Genomic DNA, 24,364 nt, shown 5'->3' on the forward strand with positions numbered 1-24,364 from the left:
AAGGTTAATAAGGTGTCCTTCTCGTGCATCCCCACAGCCCCAGGGCGACCCAGATGACCAGGAGCGCGACCCCCGTTGGCGGCAGATCGCGCGCCGGCGCCCCCGTATCCACGACGCGGCCGTCCGGGTACACGACAAGCCCGATACCGAGGCCGCGCAGGGCCCCCGCGTCGCCGACGTTCTCCGCGGCGGCGCGCCACCGCGGAGAAACCTCGTCCACCACGACGCCGTCGACGACGAGCTCGCCGGGCTCCACCACGTTCATCACCTTGGGCGCCGGGTCCACCGCCGGGGCGCCGTCGGGGCGCAGCACGAGCGCGGGCCGGTCGACGAAGAAGACGTCGCGGCCGCGGTGGTCGACGGCCGGGACTTCGACGCCATCGACCGGCCGCAACGCCGCAACGGCCACGGCGGCGTCGGGCACCTGCAGAAGCGCCAGCGCGAGGGCGGCCGGCGCGGCCCGCGGGGGCAGGGCACCGGCGGCGCGGACGAACGCGGGGAGGGCGAGGATGAGCCACTTGTGGGCGTCGCGAAGCAGCCCACCCCCGGGCAGCTCGGTGACGGCCCACGCCAGCGCGCCGCCCCACGAGGCCAGGGCGATCCCGACACCGAGCGCGGCGAGAACGAGCAGGCGCGCCTCCACGCCGCGCCAGCCGGCGGCGAGAACCACGACCAGGGCGATGCCGAAGAGGGCGAACCCCGCCTCGCGCGAGTCCGGCACCGCGGCGCCGTTCCAGATCCCGCCCAGCCCGGCGAGCGTGCCGAGCGTGCCCGCGGCCTCCTCGGCGCGGGGGGCAAACACATCGGCCGATGCCGCCGAGGCCGTCCCTGACCCAGAGGCGAGCATGCCGGGCACCACCCACGGCAGGCACAGCGCGGCCGAAAACACGGCGGTGCCCAGGCTGCGCGAGCTCACCACCGCCGCGAGCGCACCGGTCGGCGTGAGCGAGGCCAGCCAGCGCCACCCCCACGCGGGCGCGACCGCGATCCACGGCATGAGCCACGCCGCCACCGCCAGCGACCACTGCCCCTGCAGCAGGCGTTCCACCACGAAGGGGTTCCACACCGCCACCGTCATCGCGGCGGAGCGCCCCCACGCGGTCTCCGCCGCGCGCCACCCCGCCCGCGCAGCGCACGCGGCGGCCGCCACCACCATCACCCGCACGATGAGCACCGGAACGGGAAGCACTCCGAGCAGCGCGTCCTGCGGCACGTTGCGCGCGGGAAGGTCGCCGAAGCCCAGCGCCGCGCGGGTCAGCGCCATGTCGGGCAGCACCATCATGTCGCGCAGCGCGAACGCCTCGCCCGGCAGGAAAAAGGGCCACGTCAGAGCGAGGACGAGGACGACCCCCCAGGCCTTAGCGGCGCGCAACGGCCACCGCCAGCCACGCGAGGGTGAGCACCGCGACGGCGCGCGAGAGCCACGACAGTACCTCGAAGCCGCGCAGCATACGCACGCTGCCGCGCGCCGTATCGACGGCCGCTCGGCGCGACTCCTCCGACAAACGGAACAGCCCGTCGGCGGTGGACCACGTCTCGTCGAGCACGCGCCCGGTGCGCCTCTCTAGGTCAATGATGCGCTCGGCCTGGTAGTCGCCCTCGTCCACCACGGCGCGGTACTGGTAGGTCTCCACGCCCGCGACGTTGCCGGGGCCGACGTAATCCAGGGGCACGGCGCCCGACGCGAACGGGTCGGCGTAGGGGTAGCTGCGCGGCCGCGGCACGGCGGGGAACAGATAGGTCAGGCCCGGCCGGTCGTCGACGGGCAGGGCGGTGTCGGCGCGGGCGGTGTAGGAGTCGCGGTGCTCTGTGGCGTCGATAAGCATGCGTGCCTCAATGGCGACCTCGCCGCGGGTGGCGCCGCGCGTATAGGAGACCTCGAGGGAATAGGGCACCGGCCCGTCGTAGGTTGCGGTGGTTGTCGACGGGAGGGGCAGGGCGCGCTGCGCGGAGACGAGGGCGGGGATGAGCAGGTTGAGCGCGAGGCAAGCGAGGAGGACGGCCGCGGCGATGCGCAGGCGTCTGACTCCTACAATGAACACATCAGAAACAATAACCTACTGCCCGAACTCGAGGGCCTGCGCGCCGTCGCCGCCCTCGGGGTCCTGACCACGCACGTGGCCTTCCAGACCGCCACCGAATCGCGCATCCTCGAACGCTTCGACTACTTCGTCGCGGTGTTTTTCGCGCTCTCGGCGTTCCTCCTCGCGCGCGGCGGGCGCACACCCGGCTACTACCCGCGCCGCCTCGCGCGCCTCGCCCCCGCCTACGTGGTATGCGTCGTCGTGGTCGCGCTCACCCTACCCGAGCTGACGAACCTGAGCGTGCCCACCTTCCTGGCCAACCTCTTCCTCGTGCAGATCTACGTGCCCGACGCGCTCATCGCGGGCCTGACGCAGATGTGGTCGCTGTGCGTCGAAGTGGCCTTCTACCTCGTCCTTCCGGCGTACCTCGCCCTCGGCACGCGCGGGCGCTGGGCCGCGCTCGCGGTGGCGGTGCCGCTCTCCTTCGCCTGGCCGTGGCTCATCGACTCCGTGGACTGGGTCAACATGCAAATCTGGCCGCCGTCCTACATCTCGTGGTTCGCGGTGGGCCTCGCCGCCGCCGAACTCGAGCGCGCCGGGGTGCGCTGGCGGTGGCCGCGCTGGCCCGTCGCCCTTCTTTTCCTGCCCATCGCCTGGCTCGGCGGGGTCGCCGGCCCCCCGGGCCTCGAGCACCCCACCCCCGCGGAGTTCAACCTCCGCATCCTCCTCGGCGCCTGCTTCGCCGCCGTCCTCGTCGTGCCCTTCGCCCTCGGGCCGCGTGACGACGCCCCCCTGGCCTCACCCCTCATGACCCGCCTCGGCCGCTGGTCCTACTCCATCTTCCTCTGGCACGTGGCCGTCCTCTCTTTCGCGTTCCCGATCCTCGGCGTGCCGCTTTTCAGCGGGTACTTCCTCCCGGTGCTCGCGTTCACCGCAGCGTTCAGTATCGCGGTTGCCTACGTCTCCTACGAGTGGATCGAAGTGCCGGGAGCGCGGTGGCTGCGCCGCGCACTCGCGACGGGCACGCCGCGCGGCCAAGAGACAGTGGGGCGGTAGGGCGCCGGGGTATGCATTGCATACCCCTGGCCTGAATCATCTCGATCTATTCGCGACCGACAACTACTCTTGCCATGGAGCGCGCACACTATGGGCCGAGGTCAACCGCCGAGGCGAGTTCGGTCGCCTCGCCCGGTGCACCGTTGAGCGTCTCGTGGCACTCGACAACATCCGTGGTATCCGGCGCCGGAGGAAAAGGCCTTCCACCCGCAGCGCTGCCCCCGATAACTGCCCAGTCGACTTGGTCGAGCGCGACTTTTGTGTCGATGCGCCGAACCGGCTGTGGGTCGCGGATATCACATACATCCCCACGCGTGTCGGGTGGGTGTACGCCTCGTTTGTCCTCGACGCGTATACCCGGGAGATTGTTGGCTGGCAGATCACCAACCACATGCGCACGTCACTGGCTAAAGACGCACTTGACATGGCCTTGTCAGCGCGCTTGCGCGCCGGTGAAGATGTCTCCGGGCTGGTCCATCACTTTAGACAGGGGCGTGCAGTACAGGTCGGTCGTCTATGGAGAGACCTTGGCCAAGTCGCAGGTTATCGCTTCGGTTGGCTCGCGGGGAGACTCCTGAGACAACGCGATGGCAGAAGCGCTGAACTCAGTGTTCAAAGCTGAACTCATCGACCGTAGGACCTGGCCGGGGCTGCGAGATGTTCTCGTCGCGACGTCGACATGGGTCGGCTGGTACAACAACCGTCGTGTCCACTCGGCGCTAGGATACCGCCCACCCCGCCAGGCCCATCAGGAATACACCGCCGCGAAAACCCACACGGCCTAACCAACAACAATAGGACCCCCTACACAACCCGGGGCTTGACATGTTCTGGATGCGAGTGTTGATTCGATCCGGCCGCGATGGGACTGGAACCTAGAGCTTGTTGAACAGGTGTGGGTAGCGCTTCTTCATGGCTGCGCTTAGGGAGGGGTCAGTCAGTAGACAGGTCAGTTGGGTGAGGATGTCCTCCGGGTGAGCGCTGAGCGCGTGGGCGAGGGCATCACCGATACTGTCGTCGAAGTTCTTCTTGAGATTGGTGATCGCGGCAACCATTTCACGACCGGCCGGCGTGAGAGCGTGGAGGGTTGCCCGTTTATCTGTGGTGGACTGGGAGGTCATTGTCAGCCCTTTGGATGCGAGAGTGGTGAGCAGGCGACTGGGACTGCCGGATTCGCAGACGAGGTAATCGCCGACTTCTCGAGTGCTCATCGGGCCGTAGGTGCCGATGACTTCGATGGCTTCGGCTTGGGAATTGGTCAGGTCCAGCTGTGCAAAGAGATTGTTGAGTTGTCGGTTTCCTTGCCGTTGGAGGGCGAGGATCAGGTAGCGGAACTCTTCAGGGTGGTCGGCAATGGTCTTGTTCATGAGGGGATGTCGTGTGGGGAGGAGTTGTTGAGGGTCTGGGCGAGGCGGGTCAGGCGTTTGTGGGGGACGAGCGAGGCTTCGTGGTCACCGATGATGGCGGTGAGGACACCGTGCTGGTTGATGGTGTGGGCGACCGTCGTGCCGCGAGGATCTGGGGTGAGGGTGAAGGTGGATTCTTCGGTGAGGCCCGGGATCTCGATATGAAACGTGATGACGTCAGGGGAGGGTTGCGTGTAGGTTAATTTTCCTTTCAGGAGGCTACGGACGGTCACGGAATGCGCACCGTCGGAATCTTCTGGCCCGATATTGCTGAAGGCAGGGTTCCATGTGGAGAGATTGCTGATGTCGAGCAGGATTTTTCTAATCATAGACGGATCATGCTCAAGAGTAATAACCGCGGAATTCTGAGTCTTTAATGACATGGCATGAATGATAGGTGATCACCCTGTAAAAAGCGAGTGCTTACTCATTACGCTGGAGTTATATAGCAAACTACCCCCAATTTTGGGTACTTTACCGTTCGTGTGGAGCACATTTGCGGCCTGGAGTACAAATACCAATGACACAACATCGATGTTGCGTCACGGGTATTTCTTGAAAGGATCTGACCATGACCCGCATGCTGACCGACATTCCACAGACCAACGACACCAAGACCACCGCTCGCCTCGATGCAGAAACCCATCTGGCTCCCATTGAAGACATCGTCGCGGATATTGCCGCCGGCAAGATGGTCGTTCTCGTCGACGATGAAGATCGAGAAAACGAAGGCGACCTCATCATGGCCGCCGAAGCGATCACTCCCGAGACTGTCAACTTCATGATCTCCCAAGGCAAGGGACTGCTGTGCGTTCCCATGACCGCTGAGCACGCCCGCACCCTCAACCTCGCTCCCATGGTCGAACGCAACGAAGACGACTTCGGCACCTCCTTTACCGTCTCTTGCGATGCCACCGCCGACTTCGGCATCACCACTGGCATTTCCGCCTCCGACCGCGCCGCAACGATCAACCTGTTGGCCTCCGGGGGAGTAGCCAGCAACTTCCACCGCCCCGGCCACGTCTTCCCACTCATGGCACGCGAGGGCGGCGTGCTCACCCGCATCGGCCACACCGAAGCAGGCAGTGACCTCGCCGCCATGGCTGGATTCGCTCCCGTGGGAGCCATCGTCGAAATCATCGGCGACGACGGCGAAATGCTGCGCCTGCCACAGCTCGTGGAATGGTGCGCCGAACGCAGCATCGCACTATCCACCATCGAGCTCTTGCGCGCCTACCGACAAGAACAGGTCGCCGCCGGTGTCGCGATCACCCAACGTCCCGACGGCTCCCCACTGGCCACCCCCCTGACGAGCGTGAAGTAAGTGCCACCATGGTCAACCACAACACCACCCGCATCGGGCAATACATCCGCAAAATATCGACCCCTCGCATCCACGACCTCGTCCTCCGACACGTCGGTTATGTCGAAGGACTAGAGAATATCCCACGCACAGGACCGGTCATCCTCGTCGCCAACCACTCGTCCTACATGGACCACTTCGTGATGAAAACCCTCGCCGAGTCTGTTCGCCCCGGCCGCATCTGGTTCCCGACAAAGGCGGAAGCCTTCGGCACCTTCTTGTCGCGCGTCTGGCACGAATCCATGGACTGCTACCCCGTGGATCGCAACGCGCCCAGCGAAGAAATCTTCCAACGTGCCCGCGACGTCCTGGATCGTGACGACACACTCGTTCTCTACCCCGAAGGAACCCGCAACACGGGAGAGGGGCTCCTCCCGTTTAAGTCCGGAGCGTTCCGGATGGCATTGGCCAACAAGACGCCCGTCATTCCCGTCGGGATGACCGGCCTGGCCGAGGTGCTTCCGAAGGGTGCGTCCATTCCCCGCCGCCGGTTGTTCTCTGTCGCGATTGGTCAACCGTTGACGGTGCCGACCAGTGGTGATGAACGTGCCCGAGCGCGCGCCATGCGCGATGACGCTTTCGACAAGATCTCGGGTCTGAAGTACCGCTCCAGTCACGTCACCGCGAAAGATTCCGGCCAGGCGCTCGACGGGATGGTTACGCTCTCCCACACCATGGTGGCTGAGAACCTCACGGTGGACGGAAACCTGCCCGCCGAGGTTGTCTCCCGGATTCAGCTTCTGCTGAGACTTGCAGATAAAACGTCCCGACGGCGCTTGGACTTGCAGGTACAGAAAACACGCATCGACGGCTTCCGCGCTTTAAACTCACTGACTCCCGTGGGCACGATGGTGCGTGCCGCTGTCGTGAATCAAAAAGCCGATCGACTTTCCGACCTGCATTCGTCCTACGACTTCGCGGCCTACCTCGCTGGTCGTAGCTCTCTGGTCCTGCCGCCATGGATGGGAGGCGGCACAGGCAAAGCGAGCACGCACTTCAAGCGTGCCGTCGCCCGCGAAGGGCAGATGACATCACAGGCCTATGTGGGGCTTGGGGAGTCTCTTGCTGCCGCCGGTGACACCTCCGGCGCCGTCGACGCCTACGAACACGCACTACACAACATTGATGCTTCTGACCCCCGAGGAGTCGCGCGCAAAGAGAAGATCTCTCGTGCCGTAGCCCAGCTCACCGGCGCAGCACACGGGAGGCCATAACTCATGATTCTTACGTTTGTTCAGCGTCACGCCAAGCTCGTGATTCTCCTGTGGGCAGTAGTGTTCGTCCTCAGCGCGGTCGGCGCATGGCACCTTAACGACTCCGTCAAAGCCGGCGGCTTCAATGACCAACACGGTCAATCGTTCGCCGGCCAAGACGTCAACCGCGAGGCCTTCGGTGATGCCGACAATGAACTCTCCGTGGTGCTCACCTCCGACGAGACCGTTGATTCTTCAACACTGGATGCCGTGGAAACTGCCATCCACGAGCTGCCACACGTTGAGTATGTGACGGATGGACGACAAGTCGCGCAGCTCGGCTCTGACTCCGGGCAGACGCAGATCGTCCAAGTCGGCTTCGACGCCGACAACACGACGACACAGAACATGGTGCCCACACTCCGTGACAAAGTCGCCGAGGCTGTCGACGGCACCGCGGTAGACAGTCACGTTACGGGCGCCGCGGCACTGGACTATGACCTGAATATTCAGTCCCAGCAAGATGCCCTGCACGCGGAAATGATCGCCTTCCCGCTGCTCATCCTCGTGCTGCTGTTCATCTACCGCGCCGTCGGTCCAACCGCGGTCACGCTGATCACGGCAGGCATCTGCCTGGCGGGAACACAAGGTGCCGGGACGGTCTTGGCTCAGTTCATGGATGTGTCGAACATGTACGTCACGGGTGCATCATTGATCGGCTTGGCCGTGAGCGTGGACTATTGTCTCTTCCTCACTGCTCGTTACAAAGAGAACATCCACGCTGGGGTGGACACACCGGAGGCATTGCGCCTGGCGACGCATACCGCGGGGCATGCCATCCGCTTTGGTGGCCTGAGCGTCATCGCCGCCTTGTGCGCCCTGTTTATCGCTCGGAATATGGTCTTTTCTTCTATTGCGTTAGCAGGGATCATTGTGACGACGATTGCGCTGCTTGCTCTGTCCACCCTGGTGCCGGCCATCATCACCGTGCTCGGCGACCGACTCTTCTTCGGCAAACTGCCGGGCTTCCACGACGCGCTGGTTATCGAGGAGGAAAAAGATTCACCGATGCTCCGCACCGCGCTGACCAAACCAGCCATCGTGGCTCTCTCGGTCGTCGTGCCACTGCTCGTAAGTGCCGCACCGTTAGCGGGAATCAAGCTGCAGGTCCCAGTCGCCAGCGTGTCGATCCTCCCAGAGGGCAAGGATTCCCGTGAGGGCATCGAAGCGATCCAGTCCGAACTCGATGCCCGCGCCTTGTTCCCCACGAGCGTGACCTTCGAAGGGGCACCAGGCGAATCAGCTGAAGACGTGCAGGCGAAAGCCACAGCATTCGCCGACCAACTTGATGGCGTCAGCAACGTCGATCAGGTGCTTGTCCCGGGGACGCCAGAGGAAAAGTTCTCCCCCTACCCACTATCGGGATCGCAACAGTCAGTGAATTACTCTCGCGTGCTCGTCACCTCGACGGGACTGCCGGATTCTGATGACGCCCACGAGATGATCCGAGATATTAAAGATCTCACAGGCGACCAGGCTGATGTCTACGTCTCGGGAGCCACCGCCCAGGGGGACGATTTCGACCGCTTGGTCGAAAGCTCCATTCCCTGGATCATCGCAGCCGTGGTGCTCATCTCGCTGGCCCTGCTGGGCTGGGCATTCCGCTCGTGGCGCCTGCCCGTCCTCGCGGTTGTCCTCAACGGACTGGTGGTGTCTGCGGCGATGGGACTGTTGTCCTTTATATGGAAAGCCGTGACGGGTGATTCCATCAACTCGGTCACCCCGATCGTTATCTTCGCAATCGTCTTTGGCCTATCGATGGACTACATGGTCCTCATGGCCTCCCGCATGAAAGAAGAATTCGTTAACGGTGCGGCCCACCGTCGTGCCATTGCGTTGGGAATCGCCAAGACGTCACGGTTGGTGATCTTCGCGGCGATCATCATGATCGGAGTATTCCTGTCGTTCCTAGTCGCGGAAATCAGCATTGTGCGCGAGATCGGTCTGGGCTTGGCCATGGCCGTCGCGATGGACGCGCTGATCGTCCGTCCACTGCTGCTGCCGTCGATCTTGACGCTGATCGGGCCGAGCGTGTGGGGTGGTACCTCCACTACCACGACGGAGTTGGGGGGAGATGAAGCCTATGACCCCCGACGCCCAGAGCCCACACCCGTGGCCGTTTGATGACGCGGACATCGTGAATATCTACCCCGTGCAATTGGCCCATGACCCGCAGGGTGGTGTGGGCGCCGGGGTATGCATTGCATAGTTTTTGGGGCCGCCGGCCTAGGAGCAGTGTGGGTGCCGGACTATGCATTGCATAGTTTTTGCGCGGGGCTGCGGCCACGAAATGGCCTGGACGCCGGGCATGCATTGCATAGTTGGTATGCATTGCATAGTTTTTGGGCGGGGCCTCCCCACACTCCCCGGATACATGAACCCGCAGGGCCACTACCGGATCAAAGCAACGCCTCGAGCTTCGGGTTGGCGAGCGCGGCGACGGCTGCCTTGGCGTCGGCGGCGGTGAGGGCGTCGACGGCGTAGGCGGCCATCTGCTGGCAGGTCGCGCGGTCGTGCATGTGCAGGGCGGCGCGCACGGCGGGGATCTTCGAGGGGGCCATGGACAGGGAGCTCACCCCGAGGCCGACGAGCACGAGGGCGAGCAGCGGGTCGCCGCCCGCTTCGCCGCACACGCCGATGGGTTTGCCGGTGGCGTCGCCGCCCCGGCAGGCGGTGCGGATCATGGTGAGGACCGCGGGTTGCCACGGCGAGAGCAGCTCGGAAAGCGCGCCCTGCATGCGGTCGGCGGCCATCGTGTACTGGGAGAGGTCGTTGGTGCCGATGGACGCGAAATCGACGACGTCGAGAAGCTGCTTGGCGCTGATGGCGGCGGCGGGCACCTCGATCATGATGCCCACGTGGGGCAGCTGGCGGGCGCGGGCCTTGTCGGCGAACCAGCGGGCCTCCTCCATCGTGGCCACCATGGGTGCCATCACGCGTAGGTCGGCGCGGCGGTCGGTGGCCTCGAAGGCGGCGGCGAGCGCGTCGAGCTGGGTGTCCAGCAGGTCCTCGCGCGCCTGGGAGAGGCGCAGCCCGCGGCGCCCGAGCGCCGGGTTGTCCTCCTCGCCCAGGTTGGCGAAGGCCAGGGGCTTGTCGGCGCCGGCGTCGAGGGTGCGCACGACGACGCGGCGGGTGCCAAAGGCCTCGAGGACGCGGGAGTATGTCTCGGTCTGTTCCTCGAGCGTGGGGGCGTTGGCGTGGTCGAGGAAGAGGAACTCGGTGCGGAACAGGCCGGTGCCTTCGACGTCGCGGGCGGTGGCGGCCGCGCCGTCCTCGGCGGTGCCGATGTTGGCCAGCAGGCTCACGGGGTAGCCGTCGGCAGTCCTGCCGGGGCCGGTGGATTCCGCGAGGGCCGCTTGTCGACGCTCCGTGCGGCGCCTCATCTCGTCGACCTCCTCATCGGAGGGGCGGACGATGACCTCGCCGGCCCCGCCGTCGAGGGCGACGAGGGTGCCCTCGGGGACATCCATGACCCCCTCCGCCCGGACCACGGCGGGGATGCCGAGCTGGGCGGCGAGGATGGCGGTGTGGCTGGTGGGGCCGCCAGCGGCGGTGATGATGCCGACGACGAGCTGGGGGTCGAGCCCGACGGTGTCGGCGGGCGCGAGGTCCTCGGCGAGCAGGACGGAAGGTTCGTCGATGGTGGGGACGCCGGGCTTGGGCAAGCCGCGTAGCTCGCAGATGGTGCGGTCGCGCACGTCGTAAAGGTCGGTGACGCGTTCGGCCATGTAGCCGCCCAGGTTGCTGAGGATCGTGGCGTAGTCCTCGACGGCCTCGTGGACCGCGCGGGTCACTCCGGCGCCGGCTGTGAGCTTCTTGTCCGCGGCCTTTGCCAACGCGCGGTCGGAGGCGAGCTGGGCGGTGGCCTCCAGGATGGGGCGGGCCTTCGGGCCGGCGGTTTCGGCCTGCTGTTTGAGGGACGCGGTGACCGCGGCCATCGCGGCGCGGATGCGCTCGCTGTCGGCGGCGGGGTCGGTGGAGGCGGGCTCGTCGGCGTCCACGCCCGGCGCGGGGAGGACCTTGACTGCCTCGGCGCTCGCTGTGCCAGGGGAAACGCCAATGCCGTAGATGACGGTGTGCTGTTCAAACATGGTTCCTCCTACTCAGAGCTGAGGTCGCGTTCGAGCATAGCGGCGAGGGCGTCGAGCGCGTCGGCGGCTCCGTCGCCGGTGGCGGAGAGGGTGACCACGTCGCCGTGCTTGGCGCCCAGCGCCATGACCTCCAGGACGGAGGCGGCGTCGGCCTGCTGCCCATCGAAAGATACGGTCACGTCGGCGCCGGACGCCGCGGCCGCTTCGGCGAAGAGGGAAGCCGGGCGCGCGTGGAGCCCGATCGGCGCGGCGATCGTGGCGGTGCGGGTGGGGGTGGCCGCCTCCACCATGCGGGCGATGTGGAGGGTCAGGTAGGACACCTCGTCCTCGGTGAGGGCTGCGCCGAGGCGCAGCTCGATAAGCGCCGCGAGGCGCTGGGCGCTGCGGTAGGCGCCGGGGGAGGAGTCGCGGATGGCGCGGCCGATGGCGGAGGAGTGCTCGCTGAGCTGCTCGTGGTTGGCGATGCGCACGAAGAGGTAGCGCAGGTGGGTGATAAAACGCGCGACGCTCACCGACCCGGAATCGAGGGCGATGCCGTAGTCGCTTTCGACGTGGTCGAGCAGCTGGTTGAGCATGCCCGTCATCGTGTAGGTGAAACTCAGGTCACCGGTGGAAAAACCGGCGTTGACCAGGTGCAAGGCGATGGCCACGGCCTCCGCGTCGGGTAGCGGGGCGAGCTCACGCTGCACCACGGCGCGGTTCACCGCCGCGACGATGGCCTTCGCCTGGCGGTACTCCTCGCCGTAGAGCTGGCTCACCTCCGCCTGGAGGGGATAATCGAGGCGTTGGCCGCTCGCCGCGCGGGAGATGGCGAAGCCGATGTGGTCCGCCAGCGCGACGAGCAGCGAGGCGCTGTGCGCCAAGGAGTCCGGCAGCCCGGCCTCCGCGACGGCGTCGGTGACCAGGGTGACATGCGCCAGCGGGATCGAGCTGAGCATCGTGGCCACGTGGTCGGGGTCCCGCCCGTCTTCGGGAACGAAGGTCCTGGCAACGCGGGCGTCGTCGATGACGTCGCCGGGGTGCGCCTTGAAGCCAATGCCCCGGCCGGTGACGATCTTCTCGCCGGCGGAGTCCTTGGCCAGGACCACGTTGTTGTTAAAGACGCGCAGAATCTCCATGGCGCTACGGCTGCACCTCAATGACGGTGGTTCCGGCGCCGACGGTGCCGCCGGTGATGGGCTCGACGTGGGACATCTTCTTCGTGTTGGTCACTGTGACGAGTGTGGTCGTGGGGTAGCCCGCCTCGGCGATGGCAGTGAGGTCCACAGTGGCCAGCAGGTCGCCTGCCTCGACGCGCTGCTTCTTTTCTACCGCGACCTCGAAGCCCTCGCCGTCCATCTTCACCGTGTCGATGCCGATGTGGACGAGCACCTCGACGCCCTCGTCCGTCTTGATGCCGAAGGCGTGGCCCGTCTTCGCCACCGTCATCAGCGTGCCGGCGACGGGGGAGACCACCGTCGGCTCGCTCGGGATGATGCCCAGGCCCGCGCCGAGGGCGCCGGAGGAAAACACTTTGTCGCCGGTGTCCTCCAGGCTGATCGCCTCCCCGGCGACGGGGGCGGTGACGTGGACGGTCGACGGGGCGTCGTCACGCGGCGCGGGCTCCGCCGTCTCACGCTGGGCCTGCTCCGCGGCGGCGACGCGCGCCTTGACCTCGGCCCGCTGTTCGGGCGTGCGGTAGTCCGTGAGCACAATCGCGAACATGGCGACGAAGAAGGCCACCGCGATGGAGATGGCATACACCCACATCGGGCTGAAGACCACGGTGGTCAGCAGCGATGTGAACACGAAGGCTTGGGTTTGCACCCCGTCGAAGGGGGCGGAGAGCACGGCGATGGTGATGCCGCCGGCGAGGCAGCCGAGCAGCATGCGCGGGTAGATGCGCTTGAAGCGCAGGTGGATGCCGTAGAGCGAGGGCTCGGAGATGCCGCCGAACAGGCCCGCGGCGAGCGCGCCGGAGGCGGTCTGGCGCATCTGGGTATCGCGGTCGCGCATGGAGAGGGCGAGGACGCCGGCGGTGGCGCCGAAGCAGGCGAAGTTCCACACGCCCATCGGGCCCTGGATGAAGTCGTAGCCCAGCGTCTGGATGTTCACCAGCATGAGCGCGTTGAGCGGCCAGTGCAGGCCCAGCGGGACGAGGAAGGGGTAGAGCAGCGGGATCATGACCGCGAAGACGAACGGCGCGTTGGAGTTCATCCACGCCAGGCCCTCGCCAATGCCGTTGCCCAGCCACACGCCCAGCGGGCCGATGAGGAAGGCGGTCAGCGGGATGATGATGAGCATGGAGATGAACGGCACGAACACCATCTGCACGTTCTCCGGGAAGACCTTCTTCAGGCCGTGGTAGACCAGCGCGAGGATGGGCACCATGAGCAGCGGCACGAAGACCTGGGAGCCGTAGTCGTTGAGCTGCATCGGGATGCCGAAGATTTCGGTGGTGAAGAACTCCTGGCCCAGCGACTCGTTGACGGCGGAGGTGGTGTCGGCGAAGCGCTCCGGGTCGGACAGGCTCATGAACTCCGGCGTCATCAGCGCGGCCATGACGGCGGCGCCGAGCCACGGGTCCACGCGCAGCTTCTTCGCGGCGTTGTAGGCGATCATCAGCGGCAGGAAGTAGAACACGCTGCGCCACATGGCGTCGACGAACACCCAGGTCGCCGGCTTGTCCTCCGCGCGGAAATCGACCACGCCGAGCGCGTCGAGCACGGCGGCGATGGCGATGATGAGCGAGGCACCCAGCAGGACGCCGAGGATCGGGCGGAAAGAGTCGGACAGGTACTCGAAGAAGTTGTCCAGCCAGGAGAACCTCCCGCGCCCCCTCGCCCGCGCGGCGGCCTTGACGTCGGCGTCGGAGGCGCCGCCCTTCATCTCCGGGAGGTTCTTGATCGCGGCGTACGTCGACTCGACGCCGCCGCCGCAGATGACCTGGTAGCGGTTGCCTCCCTGGCGCACGACACCGAGCACGCCGGGGGTGTTTTCGAGCGCCGTGTCGTCTGCCTGGGCGGGGTCGTTGAGCTCAAGCCGCAGACGCGTCGCGCAGTGGGTCAGGCTGGAAATGTTGCCTGGCCCGCCGAGGTTGGCGACGATATCGCGGGCGGCGGACTCTGTGGTCGTTGCCATCGTGGCCTTCTTTCTTCCGGAGGTGACTGTCGCTCGCATGAAAAAAGACCCGAGGCACCACGACGTGGCGGCCTCAGGTCTTGCCTCGTGCGAGTAACAACCCTGAATCAGTTCCTACGCTTCCCTAATGTAGCCGCAAGGTTGCCGCGCGGTAAAGGCCGCGCTACCCCCGGGTGGAGGGCTCGTCCGGCAGGGCGAGCGCCGCGACGGCGACGCACCCGGCCACGAGGACGAGCAGCGAGTCCCCGGCGTAGCCCTCCTGTGGCCACGGTGCCCGCGCCAGCCACAGCCCCATGACCACGGCCGAGCCGCCGGCCAGCACGCGCGAGCTGATGAGCGTGTAGCGCCGGATCGCCCACACCGCCGCGGCCGCCACCGCGCCGGGCACAAGGCCCACGCCGACCGCCGCCACCAGCGGGGACAGGGCGCGGGGAGCGTCCTGTGGCTCGGCGCGCGGGGAGCGGCGGCGCGCGGCCAGCGCCAGGCAGGCAAGCACGGTGGCGGCGGAGAGCGCGCCGCCGAGGAGAAGGCTCAGGCGGTAGGGGCGCTCGCCGGCGAAGGAGAACGTGAGCTCGCCGCTCACACCCGGGGGGACGCGGAAGGCCTGGGCGTTGGCGTCGATACGCTCGGGCGCGAGCTCGACCCCGCCGACGTGCGCGCGCAGCCCCTCGTTGAAGGCTCGCGTGGTCAGGATGAGCTGGTCGCGTGTCGACGCCCCGACCTCGCCCCCCAGGGGCTCCCAGCGCGGCAGGTGCAGCGGCGCCCGCGACACGAGCAGCGTCTCGGCCTCCGTCAGCACCTCGTGCGTCCCCGCCGCCAGCGCCACGGTGCCCTCGACCTCCTCGCCGTCGATGACGGCGGGCGCGCTGAGCGTCCACGTGGCGTCGTGGGCGGTGGTGAAGCGGCGCTGCACGAGGTCGGTGGCCGGAAACACGCGCTGGAAGAAGTACGCGTCCGCGGTGCCGGGCACGTCGACGATGCGCGTGGTGCCGGTGTCGAAGGCGCTGATGCCGGCGGGCTCCGACAGCGTGATGCGCACCGGCCCGGCGGGCACCGCGAGCGAGCGCGGCTCGTCCGCGACGAGCGAGACCGTCCGCTCGGCGCCGCCGGCGGTGACGGTGACGGTGGTGTCGCGCGTGGCGGTGATGCTCACCCGCCCGTCGGGGGATTCGGACTCGATCCATCCGGTGGTGTCCCCGGGCGCGGGCCACCAGGCGGTGGAGTCGAGCCCGTCGAAGGCGGCGGTGAGCGAGGCAGAGGGGTCGGCGCCGCCGAAGGCGGTCGCGTCGGCCGCGGAGCTCGAGGCGCGCGCCGTTCCCTCCTGCGCCACCCCGACGCGGGTGCCCGCCGAGGGGTAGTCCTTCAGCCGGTTGCGCACGTCCGCGCCCTCGGATTCCGTGAGCAGGTGGGCCGAGACCGGCGAGTCGAGCGTGCCGTAGTTGCGGGCGGCCAGCGCCGGGGTGTCGGTGACAATGTCGGGGCTGTCGCCGGAGACGAGCCGCGCCGGGGCGTAGCCCAGCTCCCGGTAGAGCAGGGCCAGCACCTCGCCGCCGCCGTCGACGCGGAGGGGCTCGTCGGCGGTGACCATCATGTCGCGCTGCTGCTCCAGCAGGTGGATGTCCACCTCGCCGAAGCTGACCGTCGGCTCGCCGAGGTCCGGCGGCTCGGGCCCGTCCTCGAGGTCGTGGCGCACCACCACGGCGCTAACGCCGATGGAGCGCAGCGCCTCGGCGTCCACGGCGGCGACCTGGCCGTCGAGTCCGCGGATCGCCTCCGGGTCCACCAGCGGGATCGCGTCGCGCACGGCGAAGCGCGCGCCGGTCAGCGCCTGGATCGGCTCGTCGCGGGTCCACCCCCACGTCTGGCGGGCGAAGGGCGCCGCGGGCACGACGAGCGTGCGCGTGCCGGCGGCGTGTTCGTCGAGCCAGCGGCCCGCCTCCACCCAGTCCGGGGAGACCTCCGTCCACGTCCCCTGCGGCAGCAGGCGCAGCGTCCACGCCGGGGCGACGGCGACGGCGAGGGCGAGCGTGGTGGCGACGGCGGCGGGTGGGCGCACACGGGAGCACAGCCAGCCCAGCCCGATGGCGAGGGGCAGGCGCACCAGCGGGTCCAGTTTGTGCAGATTGCGGACGGGGGCGAGGGGGCCGTCGTAAAGCGGCGTGACAAAGTGCGCGGTGCCGAGCACGAGGAAGCCGAGGCTGAGAAGGAGGACGAAGTAGCCGCGCCACGGCGAGCCGCGGCGCGCCACGCCGACGAGCCCGGCGGCGGCGACGAGCGTCGTGGCCAGGATGAACACGGGCTCGGTGACAAGCAGGTAGCCGGCGGTGCGCTCGGTGTCGACGAAGGGCGCCCAGCTGGTCGTGCCGCGCAGGATCTCGACGGGGTTGAGCCACTGCGTGGTCACGGCGGCGGACTCGATGAACTCGAGGAACGGCGGGGAGTAGCGGCCGAGCACGAGCAGCGGGCCGATCCACCACGCGCTGACGAGGGCGGTGCCCGCCGACCACAGCGCCAGCGGCGCCCACGCGCGGCGCCACGCCAGCAGCACGAAGGCGGGCAGGCACGCGAGGACGGTGGCGGTGGCGTTGACGGCGCCCATGAGCGCGACCGCGACGAGCGAGGCCGCCACGTTCGGCCGGCGGGAGAGGAGGGGAAGGAGCGTCCACGGGACGAGCGCCACCGGCCAGGCCTCGGAGGAAATGGCGGTGAGCGTGGTCAGGATGCGGGGGCTGAGCGCGTAGGCGAAGGCCGCGGCGACGGCGGGCACGCCTGGGGCGACGCCGACGCGGCGGGCCACGGCGAGCGTGCCGGAGAACGCGAGGCCGAGCAGCAGCGCCCACCACAGGCGCTGCAGCACCCATTCGGGCAGCGGGAGCAGGAAGAACGCGCCCTGCGGGAAGAGGTAGCCGTAGGCCTGGTTCTGGATCTGGCCGAGGGTGAACTGGTCGGTGTAGGCGTGGGTGGCCTGGCTCAGAAAACCCGCCGGGTCCTGCGTGAGGTCGAACTTCGTGTCCGCGGCCACCCGGCCGGGAGGTTGGAGGAAGCTGAGCAGGGTGAGCACTGCCCAGCCGACAACGTGGCCGCGCACGTTCACGCGGCGTGCTTACTGGCGCGAGCCGTACTCCGGGCCGCCGAGCACGGCCTGGTCTGCGGGGACGGCGTTGCCGGCGGGGATGGTGCTCTGGCCGGAGAAGGAGGCGATGCCGATCACGCCGACGGCGCCGAGCATGACGCCGACCACGATGCTGGCCACGAGGGGCGAGACGGTGCGGCGAAGCAAAGACGGGTTCTCCTGAGACATGCTGGCGAGTCTAGCAGCGCTAGAGTAGGTATGTTCAGCGCACGCACGGGGCAGGTGACGTGGGAGGTGAGGCCTGTGCGCTACCCGAGGGGGAAGGTTGCTGTCGCGCTCGCCGCGGCCGGCATCGTGGCGGGGTGCGCGGCGGGGGAGGAGCCCGAGCCCATGGTCGAGCCTGCGGCCCCGTCTCCGTTTGTCGTGGAGCCGCCGCCGAGCGAGGCCGAGGCGCGCGTGCCCGAGGACCTGCGCGCGAAGGTCGCCTCGCTCATGGTGGTCGGCGTGTCGGACTACGGGCAGGCCCGCGCCGCGCTCGACCAGGGGGTCGGCGGCCTGTTCATCCCGAGTTGGGCGGACCCGGCGCTGTTGACGGAGCCGGGCCGCGACATCGCCGCCCTGCGCGCCGAGTACCACCACCCCTTCTCCGTCGCGGTGGATTTCGAGGGCGGGCGCGTGCAGCGCCACAGCGAGGTTTTTGGCACGTGGATGGCGCCGCGCGATCTCGCCGCGCAGCCCCCTCAGGTGATCCGGGGGACCGGCTACGACATCGGCCGCGCGCTGCGCGCCCGCGGCGTGAACGTGGATTACGCCCCGGTGCTCGACGTTGACGTCTCCGACATGGAGATCGTGGGCGACCGCGCGTTCAGCGGCGACCCCCAGGAGGTGGCCCGGGTGGCCGAGCTGTTCTCGCAGGGGCTTATCGACGCCGGGGTGACGCCCACCTTCAAGCACTTTCCCGGCCACGGCCGCGCCTCGGGCGATACCCACCTGGCGTTGTCCGTCACCCCGCCGCTGGGGGAGCTGCACGGGCTGGACCTCGTGCCCTACGGCCCGGCGCTGGAGAGCTTCCCCGCGGCGAGCGTGATGGTGGGGCACATGATCGTGCCAGGCCTGGGCGCCGAGGGCGTGCCCAGTTCTCTCAACCCCGAGGCGTACCGCATCCTGCGCGAGGGCGACTACCCCGGCGGGGTGCCCTTCGACGGCGTCGCCATCACGGACGACCTGTCGGGGATGCGGGGGCTGCTCGATTACGCTCCGACGGCGGAGGCCGTGGAACGAGCCATCGCCGCTGGTGCGGACCAGGCGCTGTGGTCCTCGGGGGCGGACGTGGCGGGCATCATCGACAGGGTGACCGCCGCGACGGCGCAGGGCGCGATCCCGGCGGAGCGCATCGACGAGGCGGCGGTGCGGTGCCAGGAGCAGCTCCTCGAGGTCGGCTTGTAGGGGCACCGGGTATGCCCCGCGGGGGTAGCCCAATTACCCTAGGCAAGGTGAGTAGCGTAAACGATTCTTCGGGTCAGAGGCCGGGTCAGGGGCAGGGCGGCGGCCGCGCGGGGCGGATCGCCCTCGGCGTCGTCGTGGGCGTGTTCGCAGTAGCGCTCACCGTCTACCTCGCGGACCTTGCGATGAACCGCGGCACCGTGCCCCGCGGCACGACGGTGGGGGGCGTGTCCATCGGGGGCATGACTCAGGACGAGGCGGTGGCGGAGCTCGAGAGCGAGCTCGGCTCGTCCGCGCAGGAACCCGTCACGGTGCGGGCGGCGGAGCTGACCGCCGAGGTCGTCCCGGCGACGGCGGGTCTGGGCATCGACTGGCGCGCCACGGTCGAGGCCGCCGGCGTGGAGTCGGCCAACCCCTTCAGCAGGCTGGCGAACCTGTTTCGCACCCGCGAGATCGACGTGGTGCCCACCGTCGACGACTCCCAGCTGAGTCCCGAGCTGGACCGCGTACGCGGCGAGCTGCACGCCGACCCGGTCGACGGCTCCATCGCGATCGAGGGGGGCGAGGCGAAGGTCACGGACCCGGTTCTTGGCCAGGAGGTCGAGCGCGCCGAGCTGAAGGAGCGCCTGACCACCGGTTGGCTCGACCCGGAGGGCGTCGAGGTGGAGCCGGAGGTGCTGCAGCCGGCGATCAACGAGGACGTGATCTCCGCCGCGATGGACGGCCCCGTCAAGGAGGCGCTGTCCGGCCCGCTGACGCTGCGCGGGCGCGACGACGTTGACGCCGTGGTGGCCACGGAACAGATCGGCGAGGTGGTGCAGTTCCCGAACGTCGAGGGGCGCATCGAGCCCGAGGTCAACCGGGAGCGCGCCGCCGAGATCTTCGGCGAGCAGCTCGCTCCGACCGTGACCGAGATGAAAAACGCCCGCGTGCTCCCCGGCGGCGGCGTCGAGCCGAGCCAGGACGGCATCGTGGTGGACTGGGAAGTGACTCTCGACGGCGTCGAGGAACGCCTCCTCGGCCCGGCCGAGCGCACGTGGGACGCGGAGTACAAGGAGGTGGCGGCCGACTTCACCACCGAGGAGGCCGAGAATGCCACCTTCGACGAGGTCGCCGGCAGCTTCACCACGAGCGGCTTCAACGCGGCTTCGGGCACGAACATCCGGCTCGTGGCCAGCACGGTCAACGGCGCGATTGTGAACCCGGGCGAGACGTTCTCGCTGAACGGCTACACGGGCCCGCGCGGCACGGCGCAGGGCTACGTCGAGTCGGGCATCATCCTCGACGGGCGCGCGGACACGGCCGTGGGCGGCGGCATCTCTCAGTTTGCTACGACGCTGTTCAACGCCGCCTACTTCGCAGGCATGACCGATGTGGCCAGCACGCCGCACTCCTATTACATCTCCCGCTACCCGGCGGGCCGCGAGGCGACGGTGTACGAGGGCGCGATTGACCTGCAGTTCCGCAACGATTCGCCCTACCCGGTGAAGATCACCGCCAGCGTCGGCGCCAACGACCTCACGGTGAGCCTGATGGGCGTGAAGACGTACAACGTGGAGTCCATCAACGGCGGCCGGTGGGCCTACACCCAGCCGCGGCAGCAGACGGTGACCGGCCCCGGCTGTGCGCCGTCGTCAGGCGCGCCGGGCTTTACGACGTCCGACACCCGCATCGTCTCCGACCTCGCAGGCAAGGAGCTCTCCCGCGAGACCACGACGACGGTCTACGACCCGCAGCCGATTATCACCTGCGGGTAGCACCGCCCCGGCCCAAAGTCTCGCATCCGAGACACCCGGTGTGTTCTGCCTCATGTAATTGTGGAAATTGTTGGCTAAGTTACATCACAACCTGGCCAACGATCATATGACGGAGGTACGCGCCATGGCCATCGCGACCGGCACGACCACCACGAACCGCCCCGGCCCCACCGGGACCGGTGCCTGGCGCATGTTTGTCTACAGCGCCATCGGCGCGTTCGTGTTCTTTTTCCCGGTGACCTACAAGGACAAGAAGTCCATCCCCCTAGACCACATGGTCACCTTCATCCGCGACAACTTCGGCGTCGTGGTGCCCTGGTTCATCCTCGCCCTCGCCGGCTACGGCGTGTGGCGCTCCTTCGCCGGCCGCGCGTGGCAGGAGGGGCCGCTGAAGGCGACCTTCGCCGTCCTCAACGTCGTGGGCCTCATCGTCGCCGCGCTCACCGTGGTGAACGCGCTGCCGTGGGTGCTGGGCGAGGAGGACCTCGTGCCGTTCCTCTGGAACAAGATCGCGGTGCCGGTGGGCCTCATCGTCCCTATCGGCGGGGCGTTCCTTGCCTTCCTCATCGGCTTCGGTCTTCTCGAGTTCGTCGGCGTGCTCATGCAGCCGGTCATGCGCCCGCTGTGGCGCACCCCGGGCCGCTCGGCGATTGACGCGGTCGCCTCCTTCGTCGGCTCCTACTCGCTGGGCATCCTCGTCACCGACCGCGTCTACCAGCAGGGTGGCTACACCGCGCGCGAGGCGGCCGTCATCGCCACAGGCTTTTCGACGGTTTCCGCGGCCTTCATGGTCATCGTGGCCAAGCAGCTCGACCTCATGGAGCACTGGGGCACCTACTTCTGGGTCACCCTTGCGGTCACCTTCGCCGTCACGGCGATCACGGTGCACCTGCCCCCGCTGCGCCTCATCCCCGACACCTACCACCCCGAGGCCACCCCTGACCCGGAGCAGCCCGTCACCGGCAGCCGGCTGAAGGCGGCCTGGAACGCGGCGCTGCAGACCCTCGAAAAGGTCCCCTCCCTGCCGGTGCTGGTGTGGCAGAACCTGCGCGACGGCGTGCGCCTCGCCGCGGCGATCGTCCCCTCGATCCTGTCCGTCGGCCTGATCGGCCTCCTGCTCGCGCGCTTCACCCCGGTCTTTGAGTGGATCGGCTACCTGTTCTACCCGTTCGCCGCGCTGGTGCAGCTGCCCGAGCCGCTCTTGGCGGGCAAGGCCGCCGCGATGGGCATCGCCGAGATGTTCCTCCCCGCCACCGCCGTCGCCGGCTCGGAGTCGATGGTGCTGAAGTTCGTCATCGGCGTCGTCGCGGTCTCCGCGATCATCTTCTTCTCCGCGATGGTGCCGTGCATCATGGCCACGAAGATCCCGCTCAAGCTCTGGCAGCTGGTGGCCATCTGGTTCGAGCGCGTCGCGCTCACCATCCTCATCGCGACCCCGATCGCGCACCTGCTGTTCTGACGCCCCCGCGCTCCGCCGCCGCACCCCCGTGGGGTGCGGTTTTTGTTGTGCCCCAGCGCGGTGTTGCAATAGACAAAGCGGTCTAATAGGATCGGGGGCGCGATCACGAAGCCCGACGTTCACAGCCTCCCGGCTCGTCGGCTGGCAACCGCGCTCATCGCGCACGGTGCCCCCGGGAGAAGATCGGCCGGCGTCGGCAACCGCGCGCCGGAAGTGCGATTCACCAAGGAGCAGCCATGTCCCTCGACATGTCGACTTTTCTGTCCTCTGACCACCCCAACGACTGGACTCCCGCCACGTTCAACAATCTGAACGTGGTGACCCTGACTTTCTCCGCCGGCGGAGAAAGCATCGTGCGGGAGTTCGCTTCCCCGCTGGCCGCGCTCTCGCTCATGCGCGAAATGGGATTCGACTTCGAGTTCTCGCCGTCGCGCAACGCGGTGCGCACAAGGGCCGGTGACGTCATCCTCCTGCCCACGCTTGACAAACCCCGTGTCCGTGTGGAGCCGAGCAAGTGCACCCTCGTGGCGAAGGGGCACAAGCCGCACTGGGGCCCAGCGTTGCGGGCGGCGAACGGCCCAGCCGACGCCTGGGCGCCCGTGGTCGTGCTCAGCGTCGAGGGGACCAAGGTGACTCTCGCCACCCCTGACGGGGAGATGGTCATCTACGACCACGGGGGGCAGTGGATGGAGGAGCGGCTCGAATACAACGCTGAGTGGGGCATGCTGCGCGGGCCGAGGGACGACTCGGGTCGACGTACCGCCTTCTGGATCTCCCGCACCCCCATTACGCCGTGCACCGCCTAACCGGGTAGGACGACGATCAGGCTGGCCAGGGCGTTGTTCACGGCATGGATGATCACCGGTGCGGTGAGCGTCCCAAACCACAGGCGCGCCATGATCAGGGAAGCGCTGGTGAAGATGAGGTAGACCATGGCCGCGGGGCTCACGTGGGCCACCGTGAACGCCAGAATGACAATGCCCGCCGCCAGCCACATGGGAAGGTGCCGCCCCAGCCAGTCCAGAAGGACGCGGCGGAACACAACTTCCTCCAGCAGCGGCACCGCAACCGTCACGCACGCGACCAACGTCACGACTAGTGGCAGCGGAAGGATGAGACCGTCTGCAGTGGCGGATGACGGGTCGGCGCTGAGCCCGAGCAGATGCCCCAGGGAGCTCGCGCCGACCGCACCCACGACCACTGTCAGCGGAATCCACCACAGCAGATGCCACAGAGAATGCGCCGGCGCGACGAAACCGAGTTCGCGGCGGCCCCACCCGCAGCTGCGCCGGAAACCGATGTAGCCTATCCCGAATCCGGTGAGTGTGGCCCCGAGCATTACCCCCAGGGCTATGAGTGCACCCCGGTCGAGGTTGAAGGGCTCCGCAAGGTAACTCAAACCGAGGCCGAGCATGAACGCTCCGGCGACGGTGCCGAGCGCGAGAGCGGCGGCCCACGCGACGTGGCGCAGCGTGGGAAGCGGGTGCAGGGGACCTCGGAGACGAGGCACTGATTTCCTCCTCACTGGGAATCGACGACGTCGTCTATATCCCGGACGCTACGTGCGTGAAGAGAGAAGCGGGCATTCCCCCTGGGGGAAGAAGTGGAGCCGGCGACGAGAATCGAACTCGCACTCTCAGCTTGGGAAGCTGATGTTCTACCACTAAACTACGCCGGCAATGCAGGCAATGCTAGCACCTGGCGGCTCGTGAACGAAAACGGCCTCCCGCTACACTGAACGACGTGCTTCTTTCAGATCATGACATCCGCGATGCCCTCGCGGCCGGGCGCCTCGGCATCGACCCGTACGATGCGGGATTGGTTCAGCCGTCGTCAGTCGACGTGCGCATGGACAGGTTCTTCCGGGTGTTCAACAACTCGAAGTACACCCACATCGACCCGAAGCTGGAGATGGAGGACCTGACCACGCTTGTCGAGGTGCCGGAGGGGGAGGCGTTTGTGCTCCACCCGGGCGAGTTCATCCTGGGCTCCACCCTGGAGAAGTTCACCCTCCCCAACGACCTGGCGGGGCGCTTGGAGGGCAAGAGCTCGCTGGGCCGGCTTGGTCTGCTGACGCACTCCACCGCGGGGTTTATTGATCCAGGCTTCTCCGGCTACATCACCCTGGAGTTGTCGAACGTGGCTAACCTGCCCATCACCCTGTGGCCGGGCATGAAGGTGGGCCAGCTCGCGCTGTTCCGGTTGACCTCGCCCGCCGAGGTGCCCTACGGCACGGGGGCGCTGGGCTCGAAGTACCAGGGCCAGCGCGGGCCGACGCCGTCGAAGGCGTACTTGAACTTCCGCTGATTCTCCCCCGGC

General features: G+C 67.8%; 21 protein-coding genes, 1 tRNA gene and 1 riboswitch. Of the genes, 11 read left to right on the plus strand and 11 right to left on the minus strand.

The genetic code is table 11. The features are described 5' to 3' along the window. Window positions 1-4: 4 nt before the first annotated feature. Together BLT81_RS11980 and BLT81_RS11985 are read right to left on the minus strand one after the other, a co-directional pair. A complete protein-coding gene (locus BLT81_RS11980; protein ID WP_019194782.1) occupies window positions 5-1,372 on the minus strand; it encodes a hypothetical protein in 1,368 nt (455 codons plus the stop codon). Next, window positions 1,359-2,042: a porin PorA family protein gene (locus tag BLT81_RS11985; protein ID WP_019194781.1), complete on the minus strand. Its 684-nt coding sequence runs from the start codon at window positions 2,040-2,042 to the stop codon at window positions 1,359-1,361. The genes BLT81_RS11980 and BLT81_RS11985 overlap by 14 nt, the downstream gene beginning before the upstream one ends. Window positions 2,043-2,117: 75 nt before the next feature. Here BLT81_RS11985 and BLT81_RS11990 point away from each other — a divergent pair, with 75 nt between their 5' ends. Genes BLT81_RS11990 through BLT81_RS12000 form a run of 3 tightly spaced genes read left to right on the plus strand, consistent with a single transcriptional unit; the run spans window position 2,118 to window position 3,865 of the window. Beyond that, the gene (locus tag BLT81_RS11990) at window positions 2,118-3,080 is read left to right on the plus strand and encodes an acyltransferase family protein (protein WP_019194780.1); all 963 of its coding nucleotides are present in this window, start codon (window positions 2,118-2,120) and stop codon (window positions 3,078-3,080) included. Between the two features lie 16 nt (window positions 3,081-3,096). Next, a complete protein-coding gene (locus BLT81_RS13450; protein WP_414835976.1) occupies window positions 3,097-3,702 on the plus strand; it encodes a DDE-type integrase/transposase/recombinase in 606 nt (201 codons plus the stop codon). Further along, the gene (locus BLT81_RS12000; RefSeq protein WP_081582979.1) at window positions 3,668-3,865 is read left to right on the plus strand and encodes an integrase core domain-containing protein; all 198 of its coding nucleotides are present in this window, start codon (window positions 3,668-3,670) and stop codon (window positions 3,863-3,865) included. Before BLT81_RS13450 ends, BLT81_RS12000 begins: the two co-directional genes overlap by 35 nt. Before the next feature lie 90 nt (window positions 3,866-3,955). On the opposite strand, the gene BLT81_RS12005 is transcribed toward BLT81_RS12000, so the two are convergent. Together BLT81_RS12005 and BLT81_RS13160 are read right to left on the minus strand one after the other, a co-directional pair. Continuing rightward, window positions 3,956-4,447, minus strand: coding sequence for a MarR family winged helix-turn-helix transcriptional regulator (locus tag BLT81_RS12005; protein ID WP_019194779.1), 492 nt, complete (start codon window positions 4,445-4,447; stop codon window positions 3,956-3,958). Beyond that, window positions 4,444-4,719 (minus strand): hypothetical protein, encoded by a 276-nt coding sequence (locus tag BLT81_RS13160; protein WP_231286668.1) that lies wholly within the window; start codon window positions 4,717-4,719, stop codon window positions 4,444-4,446. The genes BLT81_RS12005 and BLT81_RS13160 overlap by 4 nt, the downstream gene beginning before the upstream one ends. A gap of 338 nt (window positions 4,720-5,057) precedes the next feature. On the opposite strand from BLT81_RS13160, the gene ribB reads away from it, so the two are divergent. Genes ribB through BLT81_RS12025 form a run of 3 tightly spaced genes read left to right on the plus strand, consistent with a single transcriptional unit; the run spans window position 5,058 to window position 9,226 of the window. Then, the gene (gene ribB, locus BLT81_RS12015; RefSeq protein ID WP_019194777.1) at window positions 5,058-5,810 is read left to right on the plus strand and encodes a 3,4-dihydroxy-2-butanone-4-phosphate synthase; all 753 of its coding nucleotides are present in this window, start codon (window positions 5,058-5,060) and stop codon (window positions 5,808-5,810) included. Window positions 5,811-5,818: 8 nt separating this feature from the next. After that, window positions 5,819-7,063, plus strand: coding sequence for a lysophospholipid acyltransferase family protein (locus BLT81_RS12020; RefSeq protein WP_019194776.1), 1,245 nt, complete (start codon window positions 5,819-5,821; stop codon window positions 7,061-7,063). 3 nt (window positions 7,064-7,066) lie between these two features. Further along, the gene (locus BLT81_RS12025) at window positions 7,067-9,226 is read left to right on the plus strand and encodes an MMPL family transporter (RefSeq protein WP_019194775.1); all 2,160 of its coding nucleotides are present in this window, start codon (window positions 7,067-7,069) and stop codon (window positions 9,224-9,226) included. A 275-nt stretch (window positions 9,227-9,501) separates the two neighbouring features. Here BLT81_RS12025 and ptsP read toward each other — a convergent pair whose 3' ends face one another. The 5 genes from ptsP to BLT81_RS12050 form a co-directional block, all read right to left on the minus strand. Continuing rightward, window positions 9,502-11,193, minus strand: a complete 1,692-nt coding sequence (ptsP, locus tag BLT81_RS12030) for a phosphoenolpyruvate--protein phosphotransferase (protein WP_019194774.1) — start codon at window positions 11,191-11,193, stop codon at window positions 9,502-9,504. Window positions 11,194-11,201: 8 nt separating this feature from the next. Further along, entirely contained in the window at window positions 11,202-12,311 is a 1,110-nt protein-coding gene (locus tag BLT81_RS12035) for an HPr family phosphocarrier protein (RefSeq protein WP_019194773.1), read from the minus strand. A 4-nt stretch (window positions 12,312-12,315) separates the two neighbouring features. Beyond that, window positions 12,316-14,313 (minus strand): glucose PTS transporter subunit IIA, encoded by a 1,998-nt coding sequence (locus tag BLT81_RS12040; RefSeq protein WP_019194772.1) that lies wholly within the window; start codon window positions 14,311-14,313, stop codon window positions 12,316-12,318. A gap of 163 nt (window positions 14,314-14,476) precedes the next feature. Further along, window positions 14,477-17,407, minus strand: a complete 2,931-nt coding sequence (locus tag BLT81_RS13240; RefSeq protein WP_019194771.1) for an alpha-(1->3)-arabinofuranosyltransferase domain-containing protein — start codon at window positions 17,405-17,407, stop codon at window positions 14,477-14,479. A 9-nt stretch (window positions 17,408-17,416) separates the two neighbouring features. Beyond that, entirely contained in the window at window positions 17,417-17,614 is a 198-nt protein-coding gene (locus BLT81_RS12050; RefSeq protein WP_040421702.1) for a DUF2613 domain-containing protein, read from the minus strand. A 30-nt stretch (window positions 17,615-17,644) separates the two neighbouring features. On the opposite strand from BLT81_RS12050, the gene BLT81_RS12055 reads away from it, so the two are divergent. The 4 genes from BLT81_RS12055 (at window position 17,645) to BLT81_RS12070 (ending at window position 22,851) form a co-directional block, all read left to right on the plus strand. Further along, a complete protein-coding gene (locus tag BLT81_RS12055; protein WP_051011551.1) occupies window positions 17,645-18,832 on the plus strand; it encodes a glycoside hydrolase family 3 N-terminal domain-containing protein in 1,188 nt (395 codons plus the stop codon). A gap of 182 nt (window positions 18,833-19,014) precedes the next feature. Next, the gene (locus BLT81_RS12060; protein ID WP_051011557.1) at window positions 19,015-20,586 is read left to right on the plus strand and encodes a VanW family protein; all 1,572 of its coding nucleotides are present in this window, start codon (window positions 19,015-19,017) and stop codon (window positions 20,584-20,586) included. 124 nt (window positions 20,587-20,710) lie between these two features. Then, complete coding sequence (locus BLT81_RS12065) at window positions 20,711-22,045, plus strand: YjiH family protein (RefSeq protein WP_019194767.1); 1,335 nt, start codon at window positions 20,711-20,713, stop codon at window positions 22,043-22,045. Between the two features lie 101 nt (window positions 22,046-22,146). After that, window positions 22,147-22,267: riboswitch (SAM riboswitch) on the plus strand. Window positions 22,268-22,281: 14 nt separating this feature from the next. Further along, window positions 22,282-22,851 carry a hypothetical protein gene (locus BLT81_RS12070; protein ID WP_019194766.1) on the plus strand — a complete coding sequence of 190 codons (570 nt, stop codon included), beginning with the start codon at window positions 22,282-22,284 and terminating at the stop codon, window positions 22,849-22,851. Here BLT81_RS12070 and BLT81_RS12075 read toward each other — a convergent pair. Beyond that, window positions 22,848-23,555 (minus strand): CPBP family intramembrane glutamic endopeptidase, encoded by a 708-nt coding sequence (locus tag BLT81_RS12075; protein WP_019194765.1) that lies wholly within the window; start codon window positions 23,553-23,555, stop codon window positions 22,848-22,850. The two genes, BLT81_RS12070 and BLT81_RS12075, sit on opposite strands and share 4 nt — an antisense overlap. 94 nt (window positions 23,556-23,649) lie before the next feature. After that, a tRNA-Gly gene (locus tag BLT81_RS12080) sits at window positions 23,650-23,723 on the minus strand. Window positions 23,724-23,788: 65 nt separating this feature from the next. Between BLT81_RS12080 and dcd the strand changes: the two genes are divergently transcribed. Further along, window positions 23,789-24,352 carry a dCTP deaminase gene (dcd, locus tag BLT81_RS12085; protein ID WP_019194764.1) on the plus strand — a complete coding sequence of 188 codons (564 nt, stop codon included), beginning with the start codon at window positions 23,789-23,791 and terminating at the stop codon, window positions 24,350-24,352. The last annotated feature ends 12 nt before the right edge of the window (window positions 24,353-24,364 follow it).

Origin of the sequence: Corynebacterium timonense (genome assembly GCF_900105305.1) — a bacterium.
Classification (GTDB): domain Bacteria; phylum Actinomycetota; class Actinomycetes; order Mycobacteriales; family Mycobacteriaceae; genus Corynebacterium; species Corynebacterium timonense.

Coding starts and splice junctions, on each gene's coding strand:
- BLT81_RS12035 (WP_019194773.1), bottom strand. CDS start 12,311: ATGGAGATTCTGCGCGTCTTTAACAACAACGTGGTCCTGGCCAAGGAC.
- BLT81_RS12025 (WP_019194775.1), top strand. CDS start 7,067: ATGATTCTTACGTTTGTTCAGCGTCACGCCAAGCTCGTGATTCTCCTG.
- BLT81_RS12055 (WP_051011551.1), top strand. CDS start 17,645: ATGTTCAGCGCACGCACGGGGCAGGTGACGTGGGAGGTGAGGCCTGTG.
- BLT81_RS12050 (WP_040421702.1), bottom strand. CDS start 17,614: ATGTCTCAGGAGAACCCGTCTTTGCTTCGCCGCACCGTCTCGCCCCTC.
- BLT81_RS12065 (WP_019194767.1), top strand. CDS start 20,711: ATGGCCATCGCGACCGGCACGACCACCACGAACCGCCCCGGCCCCACC.
- BLT81_RS12070 (WP_019194766.1), top strand. CDS start 22,282: ATGTCCCTCGACATGTCGACTTTTCTGTCCTCTGACCACCCCAACGAC.
- ptsP (WP_019194774.1), bottom strand. CDS start 11,193: ATGTTTGAACAGCACACCGTCATCTACGGCATTGGCGTTTCCCCTGGC.
- BLT81_RS12060 (WP_051011557.1), top strand. CDS start 19,015: ATGAACCGCGGCACCGTGCCCCGCGGCACGACGGTGGGGGGCGTGTCC.
- BLT81_RS12000 (WP_081582979.1), top strand. CDS start 3,668: ATGGCAGAAGCGCTGAACTCAGTGTTCAAAGCTGAACTCATCGACCGT.
- BLT81_RS12040 (WP_019194772.1), bottom strand. CDS start 14,313: ATGGCAACGACCACAGAGTCCGCCGCCCGCGATATCGTCGCCAACCTC.
- BLT81_RS12020 (WP_019194776.1), top strand. CDS start 5,819: ATGGTCAACCACAACACCACCCGCATCGGGCAATACATCCGCAAAATA.
- BLT81_RS12005 (WP_019194779.1), bottom strand. CDS start 4,447: ATGAACAAGACCATTGCCGACCACCCTGAAGAGTTCCGCTACCTGATC.
- ribB (WP_019194777.1), top strand. CDS start 5,058: ATGACCCGCATGCTGACCGACATTCCACAGACCAACGACACCAAGACC.